Annotated in this window: 12 protein-coding genes, 2 pseudogenes and 1 other annotated feature; of the genes and pseudogenes, 13 read left to right on the top strand and 1 reads right to left on the bottom strand. The window is 59.4% G+C overall.

The window, feature by feature from the left end; genetic code table 11:
- Window positions 1-10: 10 nt before the first annotated feature.
- From ACVWYQ_RS16800 to ACVWYQ_RS16790, 3 genes are all read left to right on the top strand, one after another.
- Window positions 11-1306: an IS5 family transposase gene (locus ACVWYQ_RS16800; protein ID WP_456726027.1), complete on the top strand. Its 1296-nt coding sequence runs from the start codon at window positions 11-13 to the stop codon at window positions 1304-1306.
- A 799-nt stretch (window positions 1307-2105) separates the two neighbouring features.
- Complete coding sequence (locus ACVWYQ_RS16795; RefSeq protein ID WP_456726026.1) at window positions 2106-2609, top strand: hypothetical protein; 504 nt, start codon at window positions 2106-2108, stop codon at window positions 2607-2609.
- A 391-nt stretch (window positions 2610-3000) separates the two neighbouring features.
- Window positions 3001-3420, top strand: a complete 420-nt coding sequence (locus tag ACVWYQ_RS16790) for a methyl-accepting chemotaxis protein (protein ID WP_456726025.1) — start codon at window positions 3001-3003, stop codon at window positions 3418-3420.
- A gap of 550 nt (window positions 3421-3970) precedes the next feature.
- Here ACVWYQ_RS16790 and ACVWYQ_RS16785 read toward each other — a convergent pair.
- Window positions 3971-5503, bottom strand: a pseudogene (locus tag ACVWYQ_RS16785) (MFS transporter).
- Window positions 5504-6508: 1005 nt separating this feature from the next.
- Between ACVWYQ_RS16785 and ACVWYQ_RS16780 the strand changes: the two are divergent.
- The 10 genes and pseudogenes from ACVWYQ_RS16780 to ACVWYQ_RS16735 all read left to right on the top strand — a co-directional run bounded on the left by ACVWYQ_RS16780 (window position 6509) and on the right by ACVWYQ_RS16735 (window position 18300).
- Complete coding sequence (locus tag ACVWYQ_RS16780; RefSeq protein ID WP_456726024.1) at window positions 6509-6760, top strand: hypothetical protein; 252 nt, start codon at window positions 6509-6511, stop codon at window positions 6758-6760.
- Between the two features lie 224 nt (window positions 6761-6984).
- On the top strand, window positions 6985-8418 hold the full coding sequence (locus ACVWYQ_RS16775; RefSeq protein WP_456726023.1) for an amidohydrolase family protein: 1434 nt from the start codon (window positions 6985-6987) through the stop codon (window positions 8416-8418).
- A gap of 150 nt (window positions 8419-8568) precedes the next feature.
- Window positions 8569-10233: an ABC transporter substrate-binding protein gene (locus ACVWYQ_RS16770; RefSeq protein WP_456727167.1), complete on the top strand. Its 1665-nt coding sequence runs from the start codon at window positions 8569-8571 to the stop codon at window positions 10231-10233.
- 13 nt (window positions 10234-10246) lie between these two features.
- Window positions 10247-11209 (top strand): ABC transporter permease, encoded by a 963-nt coding sequence (locus ACVWYQ_RS16765; RefSeq protein WP_456726022.1) that lies wholly within the window; start codon window positions 10247-10249, stop codon window positions 11207-11209.
- Window positions 11206-12072 carry an ABC transporter permease gene (locus ACVWYQ_RS16760; RefSeq protein ID WP_456726021.1) on the top strand — a complete coding sequence of 289 codons (867 nt, stop codon included), beginning with the start codon at window positions 11206-11208 and terminating at the stop codon, window positions 12070-12072. The genes ACVWYQ_RS16765 and ACVWYQ_RS16760 overlap by 4 nt, the downstream gene beginning before the upstream one ends.
- Window positions 12072-13052 carry an ABC transporter ATP-binding protein gene (locus ACVWYQ_RS16755; protein WP_456726020.1) on the top strand — a complete coding sequence of 327 codons (981 nt, stop codon included), beginning with the start codon at window positions 12072-12074 and terminating at the stop codon, window positions 13050-13052. Before ACVWYQ_RS16760 ends, ACVWYQ_RS16755 begins: the two co-directional genes overlap by 1 nt.
- A gap of 4 nt (window positions 13053-13056) precedes the next feature.
- Window positions 13057-13935 carry an ABC transporter ATP-binding protein gene (locus tag ACVWYQ_RS16750; RefSeq protein ID WP_456726019.1) on the top strand — a complete coding sequence of 293 codons (879 nt, stop codon included), beginning with the start codon at window positions 13057-13059 and terminating at the stop codon, window positions 13933-13935.
- A 74-nt stretch (window positions 13936-14009) separates the two neighbouring features.
- A pseudogene (locus ACVWYQ_RS16745) lies at window positions 14010-15205 on the top strand (IS3 family transposase).
- Window positions 14294-14410, top strand: a sequence feature (AL1L pseudoknot). (Overlaps the previous pseudogene by 117 nt.)
- Window positions 15206-15223: 18 nt before the next feature.
- The gene (locus tag ACVWYQ_RS16740) at window positions 15224-16540 is read left to right on the top strand and encodes an aspartate aminotransferase family protein (RefSeq protein WP_456726018.1); all 1317 of its coding nucleotides are present in this window, start codon (window positions 15224-15226) and stop codon (window positions 16538-16540) included.
- Window positions 16541-16629: 89 nt separating this feature from the next.
- Window positions 16630-18300, top strand: a complete 1671-nt coding sequence (locus ACVWYQ_RS16735) for a hydantoinase B/oxoprolinase family protein (protein ID WP_456726017.1) — start codon at window positions 16630-16632, stop codon at window positions 18298-18300.

The raw sequence follows: 18300 nt of genomic DNA, 5'->3' as shown, positions 1-18300 counted from the left end.
GGGAGAACCCATGAGCCGTCCGCGCGACGATCGTCAGGACGATCTGTTTCGTCCATCTCTGGAGAAGATCATCAAGCTTCGCCATCCGTTGGTGCGTCTGGCGGCGGAGATCGATTGGGATTTCCTGGCGGGACGCTTCAGTTCGGTCTGTCGCCTCGGGCCGGGGCAGCCACCGTTGCCGACACGATTGGTAGCCGGACTATTCATCCTCAAGCACATGCACAATCTCTCTGACGAGGCGCTGTGCGACAGGTGGGTCGAGAACCCGTATTTTCAGTATTTCTGCGGCGAGGTGGTGTTCCGGCACGACTTGCCATTCGATCGCTCGTCGCTGACCCGCTGGCGCCAGCGGCTGGGTGAGGAGCAGATCGCCGCGCTGTTGCAAGAAAGCCTCTCGGTGGCGCATCGAACTGGGGCAATCGAGACCAAAGATCTCGAGCGGCTCGTTGTGGATACCACTGTACAGGAGAAGGCGATCGCGCATCCGAGCGATGCGCGGCTCATGCACCGGGCGATCGAGAAGCTGGTCGATTTGGCCAAACGCGAGAGCGTCGAACTGCGCCAAAGCTATTTGCGCGTGGCCAGGCGCGCCGCCATCATGGTGGGACGCTACACGCATGCCCACCAGTTCAAGCGTGCCCGGCGAGAGCTCAAATTCCTGCGCACCCGGCTTGGCCGCATCATCCGTGACATCAGACGCAAGATCGAGGGCGACCCTGCGCTTGAGGATCGCTTTGGTCCGCTGCTCGATCTCGCCCACCGGGTTCGCCATCAAGAGCAGCGTCAGCGCGGTCCCAAGGTCTACTCGTTGCACGCCGCCGAGGTGGAGTGCATCGGCAAAGGCAAGGCCCGGGCACCTTACGAATTTGGCTGCAAAGTCTCGATTGCCACGCCTGCCAGCGCGCCCAAAGGCGGGCAGTTCGTACTGCATGCCAAGGCCCTGCACGGCAATCCCTATGACGGCCACACGCTCGGTCCCGTCATCGCCGACCTCGAAAAGCTCACTGGTGTTGCAGCGCGCCGCATCCACGGCGACAAGGGCTACCGCGGCCACAACTATCCTGACCGGTTCAAGGTCTGGATCAACGACCAGGTTCGCCGTGTCACCAAAGCCATCCGCCGCGAGATGCGGCGTCGCGCCGCCGTCGAGCCTGTGATCGGCCATCTCAAGGACGACCACCGAATGCGCCGTGACCATCTCAAGGGTCGCGACGGCGACCGCACCAACGCCGTGCTCGCCGCCGCCGGCTACAACTTCAGCCTGCTCCGCCGCTGGCTCACCGAACTTTTATGCGGCCTGTTATGAATACTCTGTCGCCACCTATCGCAACCACACCTTGCGTAAAACGGTGCTCAGGGACGTTCTTCACGAACGACCACTTAGCCCGCTGTCCAAATTTCCCGAGCCTGCTCTCGTTCAGGAAGCTCGATGAAATCAAACCGCATATCACGAATTGGTGGAGTGGCGGTGGGGAGTCGACACAGCTCTTGATCAACCGGGAATGCTCGATGAGTGTCGCGTACGACGGGCGTCAACCGCCAGGCTGCAACGCGCACAAACTCCTGGCCTTGAATCGTGCTCAAAATTTCGGTTGGGTTTACTCCGGGAACGGGCTTTCCCTCGCCGAACGTTGAATCAGGTCAAGTATCTGCCGGCTGACTTCCGTCCGCTGCTTGCCATGAACCCAGAGAACGCCGCGAAACTCGTCCTCAAGGACTCTATCCGGAGGGCGGCAAGCGCTCATGACGGAAAATCCAACCGAGACTACATTCAAGAGCGCGGGATGAACTGGCGGACTTCACGATCCTTCTAGCTTTTGCCTGTGTGCAAGACTGGTTATATCTTTGATACTGCAACGAGTTGAAGCTCTGGAACAGACTGAGACGCTGCCTCAGGAAGCCACCGGTTCACCTTTGTTGTTGAGGTGAAGCTCCGCTGCTGAGCTTCGTACTCGTTGTTTGCCGGATCCTGTTAGCTGGCGGCTTAAGTAATATCTGCCAGACCCAACTATGTAGATGCTGTCTCATCGGTGTGCATTGTTAGTTGCGGCTGAGGCCGGTGAGAGTCGATCGCCACCAACGAAGTCAAGGACCTTGTCGTATCCTTGTCACAAAGCTTCCTGGAATCCGGCCAAATCACAAACGACTTCCTCCGCAAGCCGACTGAAACGTTGATCGAAAGACATGCGGATCATCACGAGCGTCAGCTGGCAAGCTTGGACCATTTGCAAGCATTGGCGACGGCTTTACCGGACGATAGCCCGCTCAGGCAGGTGGCCGCCCTGCAGCCAGTCATAAATATTATGCAACCCGCTTCCAGAATGTGGTCGCAGCGCAGCGCAACCTCGGCTTCAACGAAGACGATGGCTTTCAGGCAAATTGCGCAAGGCCGTGCATGCTGTCGAGCAGCGGCTGACGTAAGTGAACCAGCCGCGGCTTACAATCTTGATGCTGATGATGCGCCGGCACGAAAAGACTTCATTTTACGAGGAGATGACAAGTATGGCGATCAGCTGACCGGTCGGGAGGCAGAATTCGAAGCCGAGCTTGCTCACGCTAGCCTGCCTGCAGATACGGAATCTGAGATCCTTAAGCTTGTTCGCGGCTAAAATGAAAACTTTGTGTCGTTAGAGGTGAGCAGTAAGCGCTGGCGGACTAGGTCAGCGATCTCGGACAGATCTATGACCGCATTCGCCCGGCCACTGTGAGAACCATGACAGATGCTGATGCATATTCGCAGGGTGCCGAAAGGCGGGCGGAAGACATTCGGCAGAAGCTGGTCTGGGGCATCGGGCTAGCAACGCAACTCGTAGGCCTGCTTGCCTTGCTGTTTGGTCAACGCATTGCAAGAACTGTCGCCTTGATGACGGCGGCCGTGCGACCAGCTTGGCGAGGGACGGTTCGACGTGGTTTTGCTAGGTCTTGGGCGGAGAGATGAGCTTGGCGAGATGGCCGAAGCGGTCGAGAAGTTCAAGTTGAAAGCTCGCGAGAAGGGCCAATATGGTGCGGGAAACGGTTCGGAAGACTGAACTCAGCAATCGGCGCATGGTTGGGGTGGCCGCTGCAGCGGACCGAATCGGCAGCGTCGTTCAGCTGATTGCAGCAATCGCACGGCAAACCAACTTGCTCGCGTTGAATGCCACAATCGAAGCCGCGCGCGCCGGCGATCGCGGCAAAGGGTTTGCGGTCGTAGCGCGGGAGGTAAAATCTCTCGCGACGCAAGCTGCGCAAGCGACTCTTGAGATTAGCGAACAAGTTGGCGGCACTCAGGTTGTGACGACTGAAGCGGTCGGGGCGATTGCGGAAACAGGATATCATTGGTCGTATCTCGGAGATTGCCGCGAGTGTTGTTACCTCTATCGGCAGGCAGAAGACGAGGAGCGAGAATTTCGCGTTCAATTTGCAGGAAGCGGCCGATAGGACTACGCAGGTGGCGGCAAGCGCCAGTGATGTCACAGATCGTGCCAAGGAAACGGGCGGAGCGTCGATGCAGGTGCTGAGGTCCGCTGAAATGCTCTCCCACGAAAGCGCCCGGCTGAAGCAAGGGCTGGACAAGTTCCTTGGGAGAGTTCACGCTGCGTGATTAGCATCCTAGTTAGCACATTCCCGAGCCCGCGCCGAGGCGCCATCGTTCTGTCCTCTTGTGTCGCCGGCGTCGGTGTCTGAGCTTCGTTAAGCCGTCCCTAGAGAGGATCAGATCCTAGCGGCGGACCCCGATCGAGCGTCGAAGTTGTCAATCCCCGGTAGCTTGCCTTCTCTATCGAGAGTTCGCATTTCCAAGAAGATCAACTCTAGTACACCAGAGAAACCTAAAAGATAATAGCGGCCTCTTCCCCTGGCTCGGTTTCCGAGCCATTCATGGTGCGGAGAGTCGTTCAGCGCAGCGAAAAAGACCGCAGTCCACGCCATCATGTTGCCGACAGGCGAATGCCAAAGCTGCCACTCACTGCCTTTGTTCAAGAGGTCGCGGCTAACGGCCCCTGCCGGGGATATTCTCATGGAGCAGGACGGCATTCTCGGAATGGCTGGGATTATCATCCCCCCAGCGCACCGAGCCAAACGGTCTCTCCAGCATACGGCGAACCAGTACAGCTCGGAGCCGATGTGAAACGCTGCCGCCGCTCGCTCCAGCGCGCGCTCCGATTGCGTTGCTCGATTACGCTGACGGAGGTAATCGAACCACGTCGGGCAGTAATAGCGCTCCCTCCAGGATTCCGGATCCGCAATGTCACGCGCGAGCGACCATCCATAAGCGCCGGTGCGCTGGCGGAACGGTTGCACCGCTTGCATGGCATTATGAAACGCTCGCGCATTCTCTTGCGCAACTCGATATTCGATCTCGACTACCAACGGGCCGCTTCGGCCGGCCAACTCCAGCTGCACGTCGGGATCTTCGAGAGGCTCGGCTTCTTCACCACGCGCACCTATACGCGGCATGGGCAACCAGAGCCCTAATAGCGGCGAAAGCAGCATCAGTGCGCCCGCTGCCAGGAGCGCAGTTTCGACACCAGCAGCGTCAGCCAGGTTGCCCCACCCCCAACTGCCAATGGCAATGCCGCCTGATAAGCCGCCAGCGAGCGTCCGGCAACCCACCGGGGCGCCGACAACTGTACGCCGACGTTAAAGAGCACCCACGCCATCATCCACACGGCCCCCGCCAACACCAGCGCGGCCGCGGTCAAGACTAGGCTGCGACTCAGAGCCACGGCGAGAAGGCTTCCACCCATCGACAGCGCGCAGGCGCGAATAGCTGGCTCGCCACTCAAGCGCTTACGCATTTCGGGGATGTAGAGCGCGCCGATGACTGCGCCGAGGCCAAAGGCGCTTAGCAGAACGCCGTAAGTCTGCGCGCCACCATGGAGGAGATCTCGCGCAACTATCGGCATCAGGGCGATGATTGAGCCTCCGACTAAGCCGGTCACCATGGACCGGACCAAGACGATCTTGATCGAAGAAGAATTCGTGATGTATCGAACGCCGGACACAATGGCACGACTGAACTGTTCACGCGGCAGCCGTGAAGGCTGCGTGACGCGTTTCCAGAACAACAGCGCGAGCATCAGCGGTAGATACAGAAGCGCATTTATCGCGAATGCAGCGACTGCGCCAGCGGTGGCAACGACGATACCGCCAAGCGCTGGGCCGACGCTGCGCGCGATGTTGTAGCTGATGCCGTTCAGGGCGACAGCGGCAGGAAGTGCGTCGGGCGGCACTTGCTCACTTATCGAAGATTGCCACGTCGGATCCATCAGCGCCACGCCGGTGCCTACGACAAAGCAAAACGCCAGCAAGATTACCGGAATCGTCAGCCGGTCTGAACGAGCGCGACCATGTCTGCCGAAGACGTCATTTGCGTCATCGCCTAGGCAGCCCCGACGCTCCGAATCAGTGCGCCCGTGTTAGAGAAAAGGCCTGCCAGCCAAACGCGACGAAAGGTGACGTGGCGGAGCGGCGCGGTGATACCATCGCCACGAAACGTCTCTGGCTTACGTGGATGGATCATATCAGTGCCTGCCCAAACTGAGAAGTCCGAACGCCAGTAGGAAGCACGATGAGGCGCAGTTCCTGGCGAGGATCAGGTAATGCCTTCCCCGCGCAGAAGGGGACGTCGTTCTGAAAAGAGTCGCTGGAGATCGCACGATAGTTGGACATTATAAGCTACGGTTGCTCAGCGTTTGAGCCCGTCAATGTAGCTGGGAAGATGGATCACTCACTGAAATGACGCTCGCATCGTTCTTTCAAGAGCGCTGGACTCTCCGCAATCCTAGGTTACTGCAGTAGTTGGGCAGAAATTCAGCGTAATAATTTGATGGAGCGACGAAAAAGCGCGTGCAAGAAGGTCCATCCTCCGGAAAGCGCTGCATCTCCCAATCGATGTCCGCCAGGATGCGGCCGTCGGCATCCGCGCAGCATTTCTCGCCGTTCTTGCTCTGCAGGCTTCGAACCATAGTTTAAGGGGCGAGTTTGCATGTCGGCCGTCATCACGGCCTTCCGAGCGCCCCATTTGGACAGCGATTATGGCGGCTAAGCCGAGTATCTGGAGCGCCTTAGTCATGCTTTAGCTCGCATGTTGTTTGGCTTCGTCTGGAGCACACGAGCGATCGCTGTCTCAGGATCGAAGCAGCGCACTCGTTAGTGCCTCGATCACCCCTGCCAAATGACGCCTATGCTTCGAGGCGACAATGGTTGGCGCATGTCCGCCAGGTGAGGGGCAGAAGTCAGGGCGCGGTCAACAGGCAGCTCATTCTCCGCGCGGGTGCAATCTCTATCTAATCGGAACCGGCGCCGGACTTGCGCCATTCTTGAGCGTGATCAGGATCCCCAAGCCTACCTGCGCTTGGAAAATGTCGTGCTGCTGCATGGCTGCCGCCGCGTCCGGCCTCGCCTTTGGCGAGATGACTACGGAAGACTCCCGAGCGACGAGTTGCTCGCGACTTCGTGCGCTACCAGCTGATTTATTATCCGACTGTTACGCGCGACGACTTCCACAACCTCCACCGATCAGCTCATGCCGAGCTGTATTGCAAGCAATCCGCAGGATCGCGAGTTAGATGCCTCATGCGGTTACTCGACCAATTTTAAGCGTCGCCGGAATGGCTCTACGGTCGAATCTGTCTTGCTGGAGTTGGGGGCATGGCAAGCTGAAGTCGGCCTGGATAAGGCGACGCTGACAAACGCAATGATGAAATTCTGCAAGAAGCGGCGGGTGATTGCAGAAAATCAGCCGACGACCTGCAAGATAGATGAAAATACAACGTGAGAAGTTGTTATTTGAAGGAGCACGCTCGGAGATTGGACTGCGAGTCAACATGACATCCGCACTTCGGAGCGGGATGCATTGCAACGGTAAGTCAGGTTGTTGCCGGTGCATGGGGCGAAAAGTTGTCGGCGAAAGGGGTGTGACGAAGCCTGATACAAACTGCCCAACGACCTCTTTAGGTCTTTCGTTCGCTCGATCCCTTACGAGAAAGCGCAGTTGACGCAATGATCGGCACTAACGAAAACGTCCCGCGTGCAACGAGTTCGACCGTGGCGGCTGGAGCGTCGCCGGCTGTTGCGGGTCGGCTGAGACATCTGCCCATTTTCCTTGATCGGCAGCAGCCGGAATTCACGAAAATGTTTGAGGTGGTAGATGCGCTGCCTCTCGATGACACGCATTGTCATCTCGTTACCGATCGCGACGCCATCACCTCCACAAAGAGATTCCTCGAGCGCATCTCGCTGGCAGGGTATCCGTTTCCCAAATACTTTCCCGAAGGAGTATATCATCGGTGGCTAAACGGAGACGAAGCCACCAAATACGAACTCAACAGGAAGTACGACATCCAAGCGAAAGTTGATGGAATGACGTATCACCTGTCGCAGAGTGTCTTTATCAAGTTCCTGACAAAGGAATTGGCGCAGTTTCTCGATTGCGAACCCGTTCTTGATGCAGTGATCGAGGCAAGGAACGACAAAGGGCGAGATTACTGGTCCTACATCAACAGTCTGTTTCGAGACGTCAAATACGAAAATATCATGCTCGATACTGGCTACAACGAAAGCGCCGGAGGTCCGGCCATCGATGCCTTCGAGCAGGCCATTCTGCCTTGCCGAACACATCGTATCGCACGAATAGAGCAAATTCAGGCTGAATTCTTCAACCTCGATATCTCGTTCGACGAATTCGAGGCGCGCTTCATCGCCCGGCTGATTGAGAATATGGACGGGGCGGGTAATTACGGGAAGAGGTCCGTCGGGATGAAATCCTACCTCCTGCCGTATGTCGGCCTGATACGGCCGCTCTATGATCGCAAGCCTGCTGCTGACTCCTGGAGTGCATTGAGGAAATCGTACTCAGAGATTCCGAAAATGGAAAGAGAGGTCGCTTTCAATATTACCAAGGATCTTCGCAGGTACACGTTCACGCTTGCCCTCGAGGAATGTCTCAAGCGAGATATGCCGATGCAGATCCATACCGGTGATGGGGAAGCGCCTGAGGTAATTCTGCGCAATCAAGATCCGTTCTACCTCGAGGAAGTCGTCCGCTTCGACAAAGACAACATGATGCGGATGCCTAAAATCATTCCGTTGCACGCCGGTTATCCCTCGGTCGGCAAGGCGGCCTGGTTGAGCCATCTGTATCCAAATTGCTATTTCGAACTGTCAATCATGACGCCGCATGTCCATCAGAGTCTCTACACAAGATACAAGCAAGTTCTTGAGGCAGTGCCGATTTCCAAGATTCTGTTCGCCAGCGACAACTATCACGTTCCCGAACTATTCTGGCTCGCGGGGCGCTGGGGGAAGCGGTATCTGTCGAAGGCCCTAACCGATTACGTGATCGGAGGAAGCCTCACCTTCGAGGAAGCTATCGAAGCGGCCCGCATGATCCTGCATAAGAACAATCGCCTTCTTTACAATCTGAGTAACGTTTGAACGAAGGGTCCTGCCCGGGTCTCAATCGCTGGCTGAAACCTCAACCTAGCCTGCCTGAGGGGATCAGCGGCGATTGCGATTTGCTCTCGGGGCAGGCATCGCGTCGCTGGTGAATATCCGCAATAATTCAAACAGGGGATGAACGTGAAGATGTTCAATGAACGGAAGGGTGCAAATCTCCGAAACTCGCTAATCGCGGTGGCGGCTTGCGCCGCCGCTCTGCTATCGGGCGCTTCATTTGCGCAAGATGAAGCCTCCGGGGTGCTGCGCGTCGGCGTTCGTCAGGAGCCCGACTCGACGAATCCTCACATCTATCAGTTTGCTATCGCCGGCGAGATTATGGGAACGTTCTACGAGGCGCTCGTCGGCAAGGACCTGAATGGCAAGCCAACAAATAGCGCCTTGGCCGAGAGCTGGGTTGCCTCCGACGACGGGCTCACCTGGACTGTGAAATTGAAGCCCCAGCTGAAATGGGCTGATGGCTCGCGGCTGACCGCCGCCGACGTAGTGGCGTCCTGGAAGTTTCTGATGGGTTCTAAGGCCGCGGGCGTCGCTCTCAACTCAACTGCAATCGTCGACGGTGTCGTGAAATCGATCTCCGCGATTGATGATAACACGATCCAGATCGCCACGGCATATCCGACCCAAAGCATTCTAAACCATATCGCGATTCTTCCGCAGAAGGTATGGGGGAATATCGGGTATGACAAGGTCACCGACTTTCAGAACCCGGCGCCGATAGTGGGCAGCGGTCCGTTTACGCTGACTAACTGGACACGGGGCCAGTCGGTCACATTGGAACGCAATCCCTACTACCGCGGCCCGGGACCGTTCTTGAAGGAAGTGCGCCTTCTTCACTTTTCCAATCCGGATGCTGCCGTGCAGGCCCTGCGCAGCGGCGAAATTGACTACATGACAGATGTTCCGATCAACCAAGTGAAGGCGTTGGGCGAAGTGCCCAACATCGTCGCAAAGCCGTTCCAGAGCTACCGCACCGTGTATCTTGGCTTCAACACCTCGACGGGCAAGGGTGCCGGATCTGCTCCGGCTCTGGCCGATCCGGCGTTCCGTGATGCTTTGAGCTACGCTGTCGACAAGCAGGCACTCGTCGCCCGCGTGCTGCAGGGCTACGGCACGCCCGCGACGAGCATGCTGGTCCCAGCGTATGGTGCGCTCTATCCCGACATCTCTGACATCGTTCATCCGTTCGATCCCGCTCTCGCCAAGAAAAAACTGGCTGCCGCCGGTTACGTTGACAGCAACGGCAATGGGTTGATTGAGGACAAGCAAGGCCGCGACATTCATCTGCGTCTGTACATTCCCGACGTCGAAACTACCTATCCGGCCATTGCGCAGTTCCTGACAGCCTGGTTCCGGCAAGTCGGCGTGGAAACCACCACTTCAGTTGTGAGCGAAGCCTCCCTGTTGTCCAATGTGGCGGATCCTGCCAAGGGCGGCGGCAACTACGACATGCTTATCTGGTTCTGGGAAGCCGCCGAGCCCACGTTCCCGCTGAGCGTGTTTCAGACTAGCCAGATCGGCGGCTTGAACTGGAGCTTCTGGTCTGACCCGAAGTATGATCGGATGTATGAGGACCTCCGGCGGACACTCTCGGTTGAAAAGAGTGCAGAAATCGCTGAGAAGATGGTGCGCAAGCTTTATACCGAAGGGCCCTACATAGCGCTGTATTATCCTGCGACTCTGCACGCCTACCGGACTGACCGGATTTCTGGATGGCCAGACAGCGCGGTGCCACCACTGATGACGGGTATTTTTCCCAATCCGACCATCACCAAGCTCAAGGTCAAGCAGTAAGAAAGCAGCAGGGATGTTTCTCTTACGAAAACTGGCAAGCGCCGTACTGACCATCCTTGTCGTTTCGGCGCTTGGCTTCTTCATCTTCAGGGCAATGCCCGGAGACCCCGAGCGGATGTTGATCGGCGACGCGCAGGGCATTACTCCGGAGCTGCTTGCACAGATCCGGGCCCGTTGGGGCCTGGACGCCCCGTTGTTTCCCGATCAGTTCTTATCCTATATCTTGTCGCTCGCGCGCTGCGACTTCGGTTATAGTTTCAAGTTCCGCGGCGAGACCGTGTTGGGCGTGATCGGGCCTCGTGTGATGCCGACGCTGCTATTCGTTGGCACCGCGCAAGTGATCGCCATTGCGGTCGGTCTCTGGATCGGGTCGCGCGCGGGTTGGCGGCAAGGATCGATATTGGACCGCTTCGGCAGCTCGCTTGCCCTCGCTGCCTACGGCATGCCGACTTTCTGGCTGGGTATGCTTTTAATGATTGTCTTCGCCGCTTGGCTCTCATGGTTTCCAGTGACGGGCCTAGCCAATATCGAGCAGACTAACAACTTTCAGCAGTGGCTCGGGATCGCTTGGCGCAGCGTCCTGCCCATCGCGACCTTGGCGATCGCGCAGACCGGGCAGTACGTCTTGCTGATGCGCGCTGCGGTGGTAGAAGTCTCCAAGGAGGATTTTGTCATCACGGCGCGCGCGAAGGGAATCGGCAGCAACGCCATTCTCCGGCGCCACGTGACACCCAACGCCCGGCTGCCGATAGTGACGCTGATCTCGCTGAACGTTGGCTTCATCCTCGCCGGTGCGATCACCGTTGAGACGGTCTTCTCCTGGCCAGGTCTTGGGCTTCTGACGGTTGAGGCCATGCGCGCACGAGACTACCCAGTCATGCAGGCCTTATTCCTGATCTTTGCGGTGTCGATCGTCTTGGCCAATTTGGTAGCGGATTTGCTTTACGCGCGGCTCGATCCAAGGGTGTCGCGATGATCTGCCTGATGGAACTTGGCCTCGGCCGGATCATCGCGGCGCTTGTGCTCGGCGCGGTGATAGTGGCGGCCTTGGTCCCTACTGCGTTGGTGGGGCCGCTTGATAACATCGTGACGGCAACAGGCGCACCGATGTCGCCTCCTTCGGCAGCTCATTGGCTCGGCACCGACGAAGTTGGGCGCGACGTTCTGAACCTGACGGTGCACTCGGCGCGAATCACCATGCTGGTCGCCCTGTTTGCCAGCTCGCTCAGTATGGCTCTCGGAACCGCCTTCGGCGTGATCGCAGGCTATACGCGCGGCACCACTGATGCCTTGATGATGCGGGTTGCGGATTTCTTCCTGGTTTTGCCCGCCTTCGTTTTGGCCCTAGTGCTTGCGCCCCTGGCAATCGAAATGGGAGGCGCCCAAGGGACCATCTTGGGGCTACGTCCGACGCTTATGGTTACGGTCATCGTAATCGGCATCACCAGCTGGGCCGGGACGGCGCGCATCGTTCGCAGCCAGACTTTGTCGTTGCGCAGCCGTCCCTTCGTTGATCGCGCGCGGGTGATTGGCGCCTCGCATCGCCGGATCATCTGTCGTCACATCTTGCCGAACCTCATCTCACTGATCGTCGCCAATACAATCCTCACGATTGTCGCAGCCATCTGGATCGAAACCGCGTTGTCCTTCGTCGGTTTGGGCGATCCGTTCCAGCCGTCTTGGGGAACGATGCTGTTCTACGCCCAGCAGGCCGGGGCCGCCGGTGCCGGCGCTTGGTGGTATGTCGTCACCCCGGGTTTCGCGATCGTACTGGTGGTTGTTTCGCTTTATTCGCTGAGCCACGCCGGCCTGCTGGCGCGAAGAAGGAAGACTACCTGATGCGTGTGACAACTGATCAAACCGTGCCCTTGCTGGAAGTCAGCGGCCTCACGGTGAAGCTGCGCGCCTTGCCGCGTGCGGCTCCCGTCGTGGATGATCTCAATCTGACCCTGTGCAGCGGCGAGTCGCTTGGCATTGCGGGGGAATCCGGGTGCGGCAAGAGTACCGCGGCGCTAGGGCTGATGCGGCTGCTGAACCCCGCGCTCGAATTGGCGAGCGGCTCGGTGCGGATCAGCGGCGAGGAGGTGCTGGACCTCGATGAAGGGGCCTTCGACAAGGTGCGCTGGCGCCGAGTGGCCTACGTGTTCCAGGGAGCGATGAATGCGCTCAACCCGGTGATCACAGTGGGCGACCAAATCCTCGAGGCGGTTCGCCGCGATAGGACTGTCATCCCGACTCGGGCACGAGATCGGGTACGGGAGCTTCTGGAAAGCGTGGGCATCGACGGTAGTCGTGCTTCAGCTTATCCGCATCAATTCTCGGGTGGAATGCGGCAGCGCGCGATGATCGCGATGGCGTTGGCAGCGGATCCGCAGATCATCATTGCGGACGAGCCGACAACCGCCCTCGACGTCGTGGTGCAGGGCGAGATCCTCGACCTGCTGATCCGACTGCAGCAGGAGCGAGGCCTGACGACAATCATGATCAGCCACAACCTCGCCGCGCTCGCGATTACCTGCGACCGGGTGGCCATCATGTATGCCGGCCGCATCATCGAGTTCGGCACCGTAGAAGAGGTGCTGAGTCACCCGAGCCATCCCTATACCAAGGCGCTGGTGATGGCCGCGCCCAGGACCGACCAAGATTTCCGGCGGATCGAACCGATCCCAGGCGCACCGCCGCGGCCAGACGAGCCGCGTTGCGGCTGCGCGTTCTCTCCGCGCTGTCCATCCGCCCGTGACATCTGTCGGATCGATCAGCCCCAGTTGCGCAGGCACGGCGGCGCCTCCGTGGCCTGTCACCTCGTGGGTGAGCTGTAAGCCCATGGCACCTTTGATTGAATTCCGCGATGTCTCTGTGCACTTTCCGGTGCCACGCGGTCTGTCGGACTGGCTTCGTCGACGGCCGCATCTGGAAATCCGTGCAATGGACCGCGTCAAGTTCTCGGTCGAACGCGGCGAGATCCATGCAGTCGTTGGCGAGTCTGGCTCTGGCAAATCCACACTTGCCCGGGTCGCTACGAGGCTTCAGATACCCACTCAAGGGCGCGTCCTGATGAACGGCGAGGATGTGACGTTCTTGCGCTCTCGGGCGGAGTTGCGCGATTTCCGGAAGCGGGTCCAGATGATCTTCCAAGATCCCTTCTCGTCGATCAATCCTTCGCAGACAATCTTCGACCATGTCGCCGAACCACTCATCGTCAACGGAATGAATAGCGGTGCCCAGAGACTGGACCAGAAAGTGCACGGTACCTTGGCATCTGTGGGCCTGCGTCCGGCTGAGGTATTTGCACAGCGGTTCCCGAACGAGCTGTCCGGAGGCCAGCGGCAAAGGGCCGTCATCGCTGGCGCGCTAGTGATGGAGCCCGAATTGGTGATCGCCGACGAGCCTGTCAGCATGCTCGACGTTTCAGTGAGTGCTGAGATCATCAAGCTGATGCTCGAACTTCGGGCGTCGCGGGGACTCGCCTATATCTTTGTTACGCATGACCTTCACTTGGCAGCGGCCATTGCCGACCGCGTGTCGGTCATGCGCGGGGGGCGCATTATCGAAGCCGGCCTGCCAACCGATGTCCTGAAAAGGCCGCGCGAAGACTACACCCGGCGGCTTCTTGCCTCTGCGCCAACCCTCGATGAGGCCTTAGAAGGAAGGGTGACTCGGAAGTTGAAAGCCAGCGGACTGAATCAAGCGATGCTGACTTGATTGCGAATTTTGAGATGGTTATTCTGAACCGCCCCGGGTTTGCCGGAGGCTCCAACTCCTGAGAGGATGGAGCCATGACAAGCAAGACGACGAACAAGTTTTCGCCTGAGGTCCGGAACCGTGCGGTTCGGATGGTTCTGGATCACGCCGGCGAGCACCCTTCGCGCTGGGCGGCAGTGACATCAATTGCTGGCAAGATCGGCTGTACGCCGCAGACGCTGCATGACTGGGTCAAGAAAGCCGAAATCGACAGCGGGCAGCGGGCCGGCGTTCCGTCCGACATGGCCGAGAAGCTGAAGGCCCTGGAACGGGAGAACCGTGAGCTTCGACCGGCCAACGAGATCCTGCGCGAGGCGAGCGCTTATTTTGCGATGGCGGAGCTCGACCGCCGGTCCAAGCCATGATCGCCTTCATTGACGATCATCGTGGGGCGCATGGGGTCGAGCCGATCTGCAAGGTGTTGCCGATCGCCCCCTCGACCTACCACGCCCATGTGGCCAAACGGCGCGATCCGGCCAAGCGGTCGGCGCGCGCAAGGCACGACGCCGCGCTGAAGATCGAGGTTCGGCGCGTCTTCGATCAAAACTTCTTCGTCTACGGCGTGCGCAAGGTCTGGCGCCAGCTCAAGCGCGAAGGCTTCGATGTAGCCCGTTGCACGGTGTCGCGACTGATGCGGGACATGGGTTTGCAAGGGGTTATCCCGCGGCAAACCCGTCAAGACCACGATCAGCGAAGGCTGCGCCATGCCCACTGGATCACGTCAACCGCCAGTTCAAGGCGCCGAGGCCGAACGTCCTCTGGCTCTCCGACTTCACCTATGTCGCGACCTGGACCGGCTTCGTCTACGTGGCCTTCGTCATCGACGCCTATGCCCGCAGGATCGTGGGCTGGCGGGCCTCGCGCACGGCGCATGCGGGCTTCGTGCTCGACGCGATGGAGCAGGCACTGAATGATCGACGGCCGGTCCATCGTGGAGGGCTCGTGCACCATAGCGATAGGGGCAGCCCAGTCTCGATCAAATACACCCGAACGCCTGGCTGAAGCAGGCGTGGAGCCCTCTGTCGGCAGTGTCGGAGATTCCTATGATAATGCTCTCGCCGAAACCATCAACGGCCTCTACAAGGCCGAGGTGATCCATCGGCGCGGGCCATGGCGCAGCTTCGAGGCCGTCGAGTTCGCGACGCTGGAATGGGTGGATTGGTTCAATCAGGGCACCGCCGAGGACCTCAAGCAGAACACGGGCGTCCGTGAAGCTTATTTGGGACGTTGATCTCTCAAGGAAACAAACATGTATCCTAGCACAAATTCAAAGTCGAAAGCGCTGTACGATCGTGCGCTGACGAGCCTGCCAGGCGGCAACACCCGAACGACGGTGTTCATGAAGCCTTATCCGATCTGTGCCGCACGTGGGGAGGGGTGCAGGGTCTTCGATGTCGATGGCAATGAGCTGATCGATTGCATCAACAATTTCACCTCGCTGATTCACGGTCACGCCCATCCGGCGCTCATTGAGGCGGCGAGACGGCAGCTCGCGCTCGGTTCTGCATTCGGCATGCCGACGGAATCGGAGATCGATCTGGCCGAGCTGCTTGCCGCGCGCTTGCCGTCAGTCGACCGGGTTCGGTTTGCCAACTCTGGCACGGAAGCCGTGATGATGGCGCTGAAGGCGGCGCGTGCGTTTACGGGCCGGCCGAAGATCGCCAAATGCGAGGGCGCCTACCATGGTTCCTACGATTATGCCGAGGTCAGTCTCGATCCGAAGCCGGCAGACTGGGGCGGCAATGCACCGGTCTCTGTTGCCTATGCCAAAGGCACACCGGACAAGGTGCTCGCCGACGTCGTCACAATTCCATTCAACGATATCGAGGGCGCCGTCAGCCTGATCCGCCAGCATGGCCGCGATCTCGCCTGTGTGCTGGTCGATCCCATGCCGAACCGCGCCGGCCTCGTACCTGCCGACAAGGCCTATCTCGAAGCGCTGCGCCAGGCGACGCGCGAAGCCGGTGCGCTGTTGATATTTGATGAGGTGATTTCCTTCCGTCTGGGCTATCACGGCGCCCAGGGGCTCTGGAGCATCGATCCCGATCTCACCACGCTTGGCAAGATCATCGGAGGTGGATTTCCGGTCGGCGCAATTGCCGGCAAGAGGGAGATCATGGCTGTGTTCGATCCGCGCCATGGCAAGCCTTCCTTGCCCCATGGCGGTACGTTCTCGGCAAATCCCGTGACGATGAGAGCGGGCCTCGCGGCGATGGAACTCTTGGACCGAAACGCGTTTGCCCGCCTCGATGCCATTGGCGAAGAGGTGAGAAAAGGCATCAACGACGCATTCCGCCGCCATGGCGTGCCGGGCACCGCGGTCGGTCTTGGATCGCTCCTGAAACTGCACTTTGCCGACCGTCCGATCCGCGATTATCGCTCTGCTTACATGAACGAAGTGGAGGCCAAGCGCCAAAGCGTGTTCAACCTCGAGTTCCTCAATCGCGGCGTTCTCGCCGCTGGCTACGGATTGATGGCGTTGTCCCTGCCGATGACGGACGCGGATGTCGAAAGCATCGTCCGCGCGGCCTCGGATGCGCTTGCTAAGGTCGCGTCCAAGACCTGACGCGCACTTGAGTTCTGAAGTTGGAAGTCTCGCGTGGGGCCGTTGGGGCCGTCACGCCACGAAACACTATTGTCTGAATAGGTGCGAGAATGGCCCTCAAGGTTGATCCGATTACGCGGTCCGTCGTTCAGCATCGGTTGAGCTCGATCGTTGCGGAAATGGGCGAAGCAATGCTTCGCACCTCCTACTCGCAGATCCTCAATTCGAGCCGCGACTTCTCATTGGCGATCTGCGACGTTCAGTCCCGCCTGATCGCTCAGGCCGACCACATCCCCGTCCATGTCGGCGCGCTGCCGTGGGCGACGCGAGCCGTGGAAGGGCGCTTCAAGGATGTCGCGTCCGGCGACGTCATCCTGATGAACGACCCCTATCACGGCGGCAGCCATCTGCCAGACTTGACGGCGTTCATACCCATATTCGACGGGGCGCGGAGGCTGTTCTGGAGCATCGTGCGCGCACACCAGAGCGACATCGGCGGCGCAACGCATGGCGCCTACAACCCCGCCGCGACCGAAATCTGGCAGGAGGGGCTGCGCATTCCTCCGATCAAGCTCTACGAGGCCGGACGGCTGCGCGAAGACATTCTCGACATGCTGGCACTGAATGTGCGCAACGCCCACGATTTCCGCGGTGATCTTGCCGCCATGATCGGAGCCGCGCACATGGGCGGGCGGCGAATGGGACGGCTGTTCGAAGAATTCGGCGCGCCGGTGGTCGAGGCAGCGATCGAATCCATCCTCGATGCTGCCGAACAGCAGACGCGTGCGGTGGTCGCGACCTGGAAGGACGGCGTATTCCACGGCGAGGCCTTCCTCGACGACGACGGCCATGGTCGCAGCGATATTCGAATTGCTGCCAAGGTCACGAAAATGGGGAGCGAGATCGAGGTCGACCTGTCGGGGTCAGATCCGCAGAGCACAAGCTTTGTCAATTCGTCGCATGCCAATATGCATGCGGCAGTCGTGATGGCCTTTGCCTATCTGATTGATGCGGAAATTCCCAAGAACGCCGGCGCGCTGCGGCCGCTGACCGTCCTTGCCAAGCAGGGCACGATTGTGTGGGCGGATCCCGGCCGGCCGGTGACGCTGTGCACCAGCCATCCATCCAACGAGATTGTGGAGGCGGTGATCAAGGCGCTCTCAGCGTCTTGTCCGGACCGGGCCATGGGTGGCTGGAGCCGGCGCTTCCGCATCGCGGTGCAGGGTGAGGATCCGCGAACCGGGCGCAGCTTCATCTGGCATATGTTCCAGGCGCGTCCCGGCGGTGGCGCTTCCTCACGCGGTGACGGCTGGTCGTCGATCGGCGAATGGCACACGGTCGGTGGCCTCAAGTTCGGCAGCATCGAGGTCGCTGAAGCACGCTTTCCCCTTCACTTCCGCCATCATGAGTATCGGCCCAATTCAGGCGGTGACGGTCAATTCCGCGGCGGTCTCGGCGTCAACCTCGATCTCGTCTTCGAAACCGAGAAGCCGGCGCTTGCCAACACCGCTGGTGATGGAACCCGGCACGGGGCCTGCGGCATGCTCGGCGGCAAGGACGGCGCCCCGCATCAATATCGCCTGCTCTCGGCCGACAGGCCGTCGCGTGTGCTGCGAACCAAAGAGGTCGGGATCGAAATTCAACCGGGAGATTGCCTCGAAGTGCGTTCGGCCGGCGGCGGAGGATGGGGCGCTCCCGAGCGGCGTACTCAGCAGGCGCGTCAGCGCGATGAGATGCAGGGTCTCGTAACTTCAGGTGCAACGACAGAAGTGGTTAAGTAG

Source organism: Bradyrhizobium sp. USDA 3397, assembly GCF_054060965.1.
The sequence above is the reverse complement of the archived record's forward strand: the minus strand, read 5'-3'. Positions and strand labels throughout refer to the sequence as shown.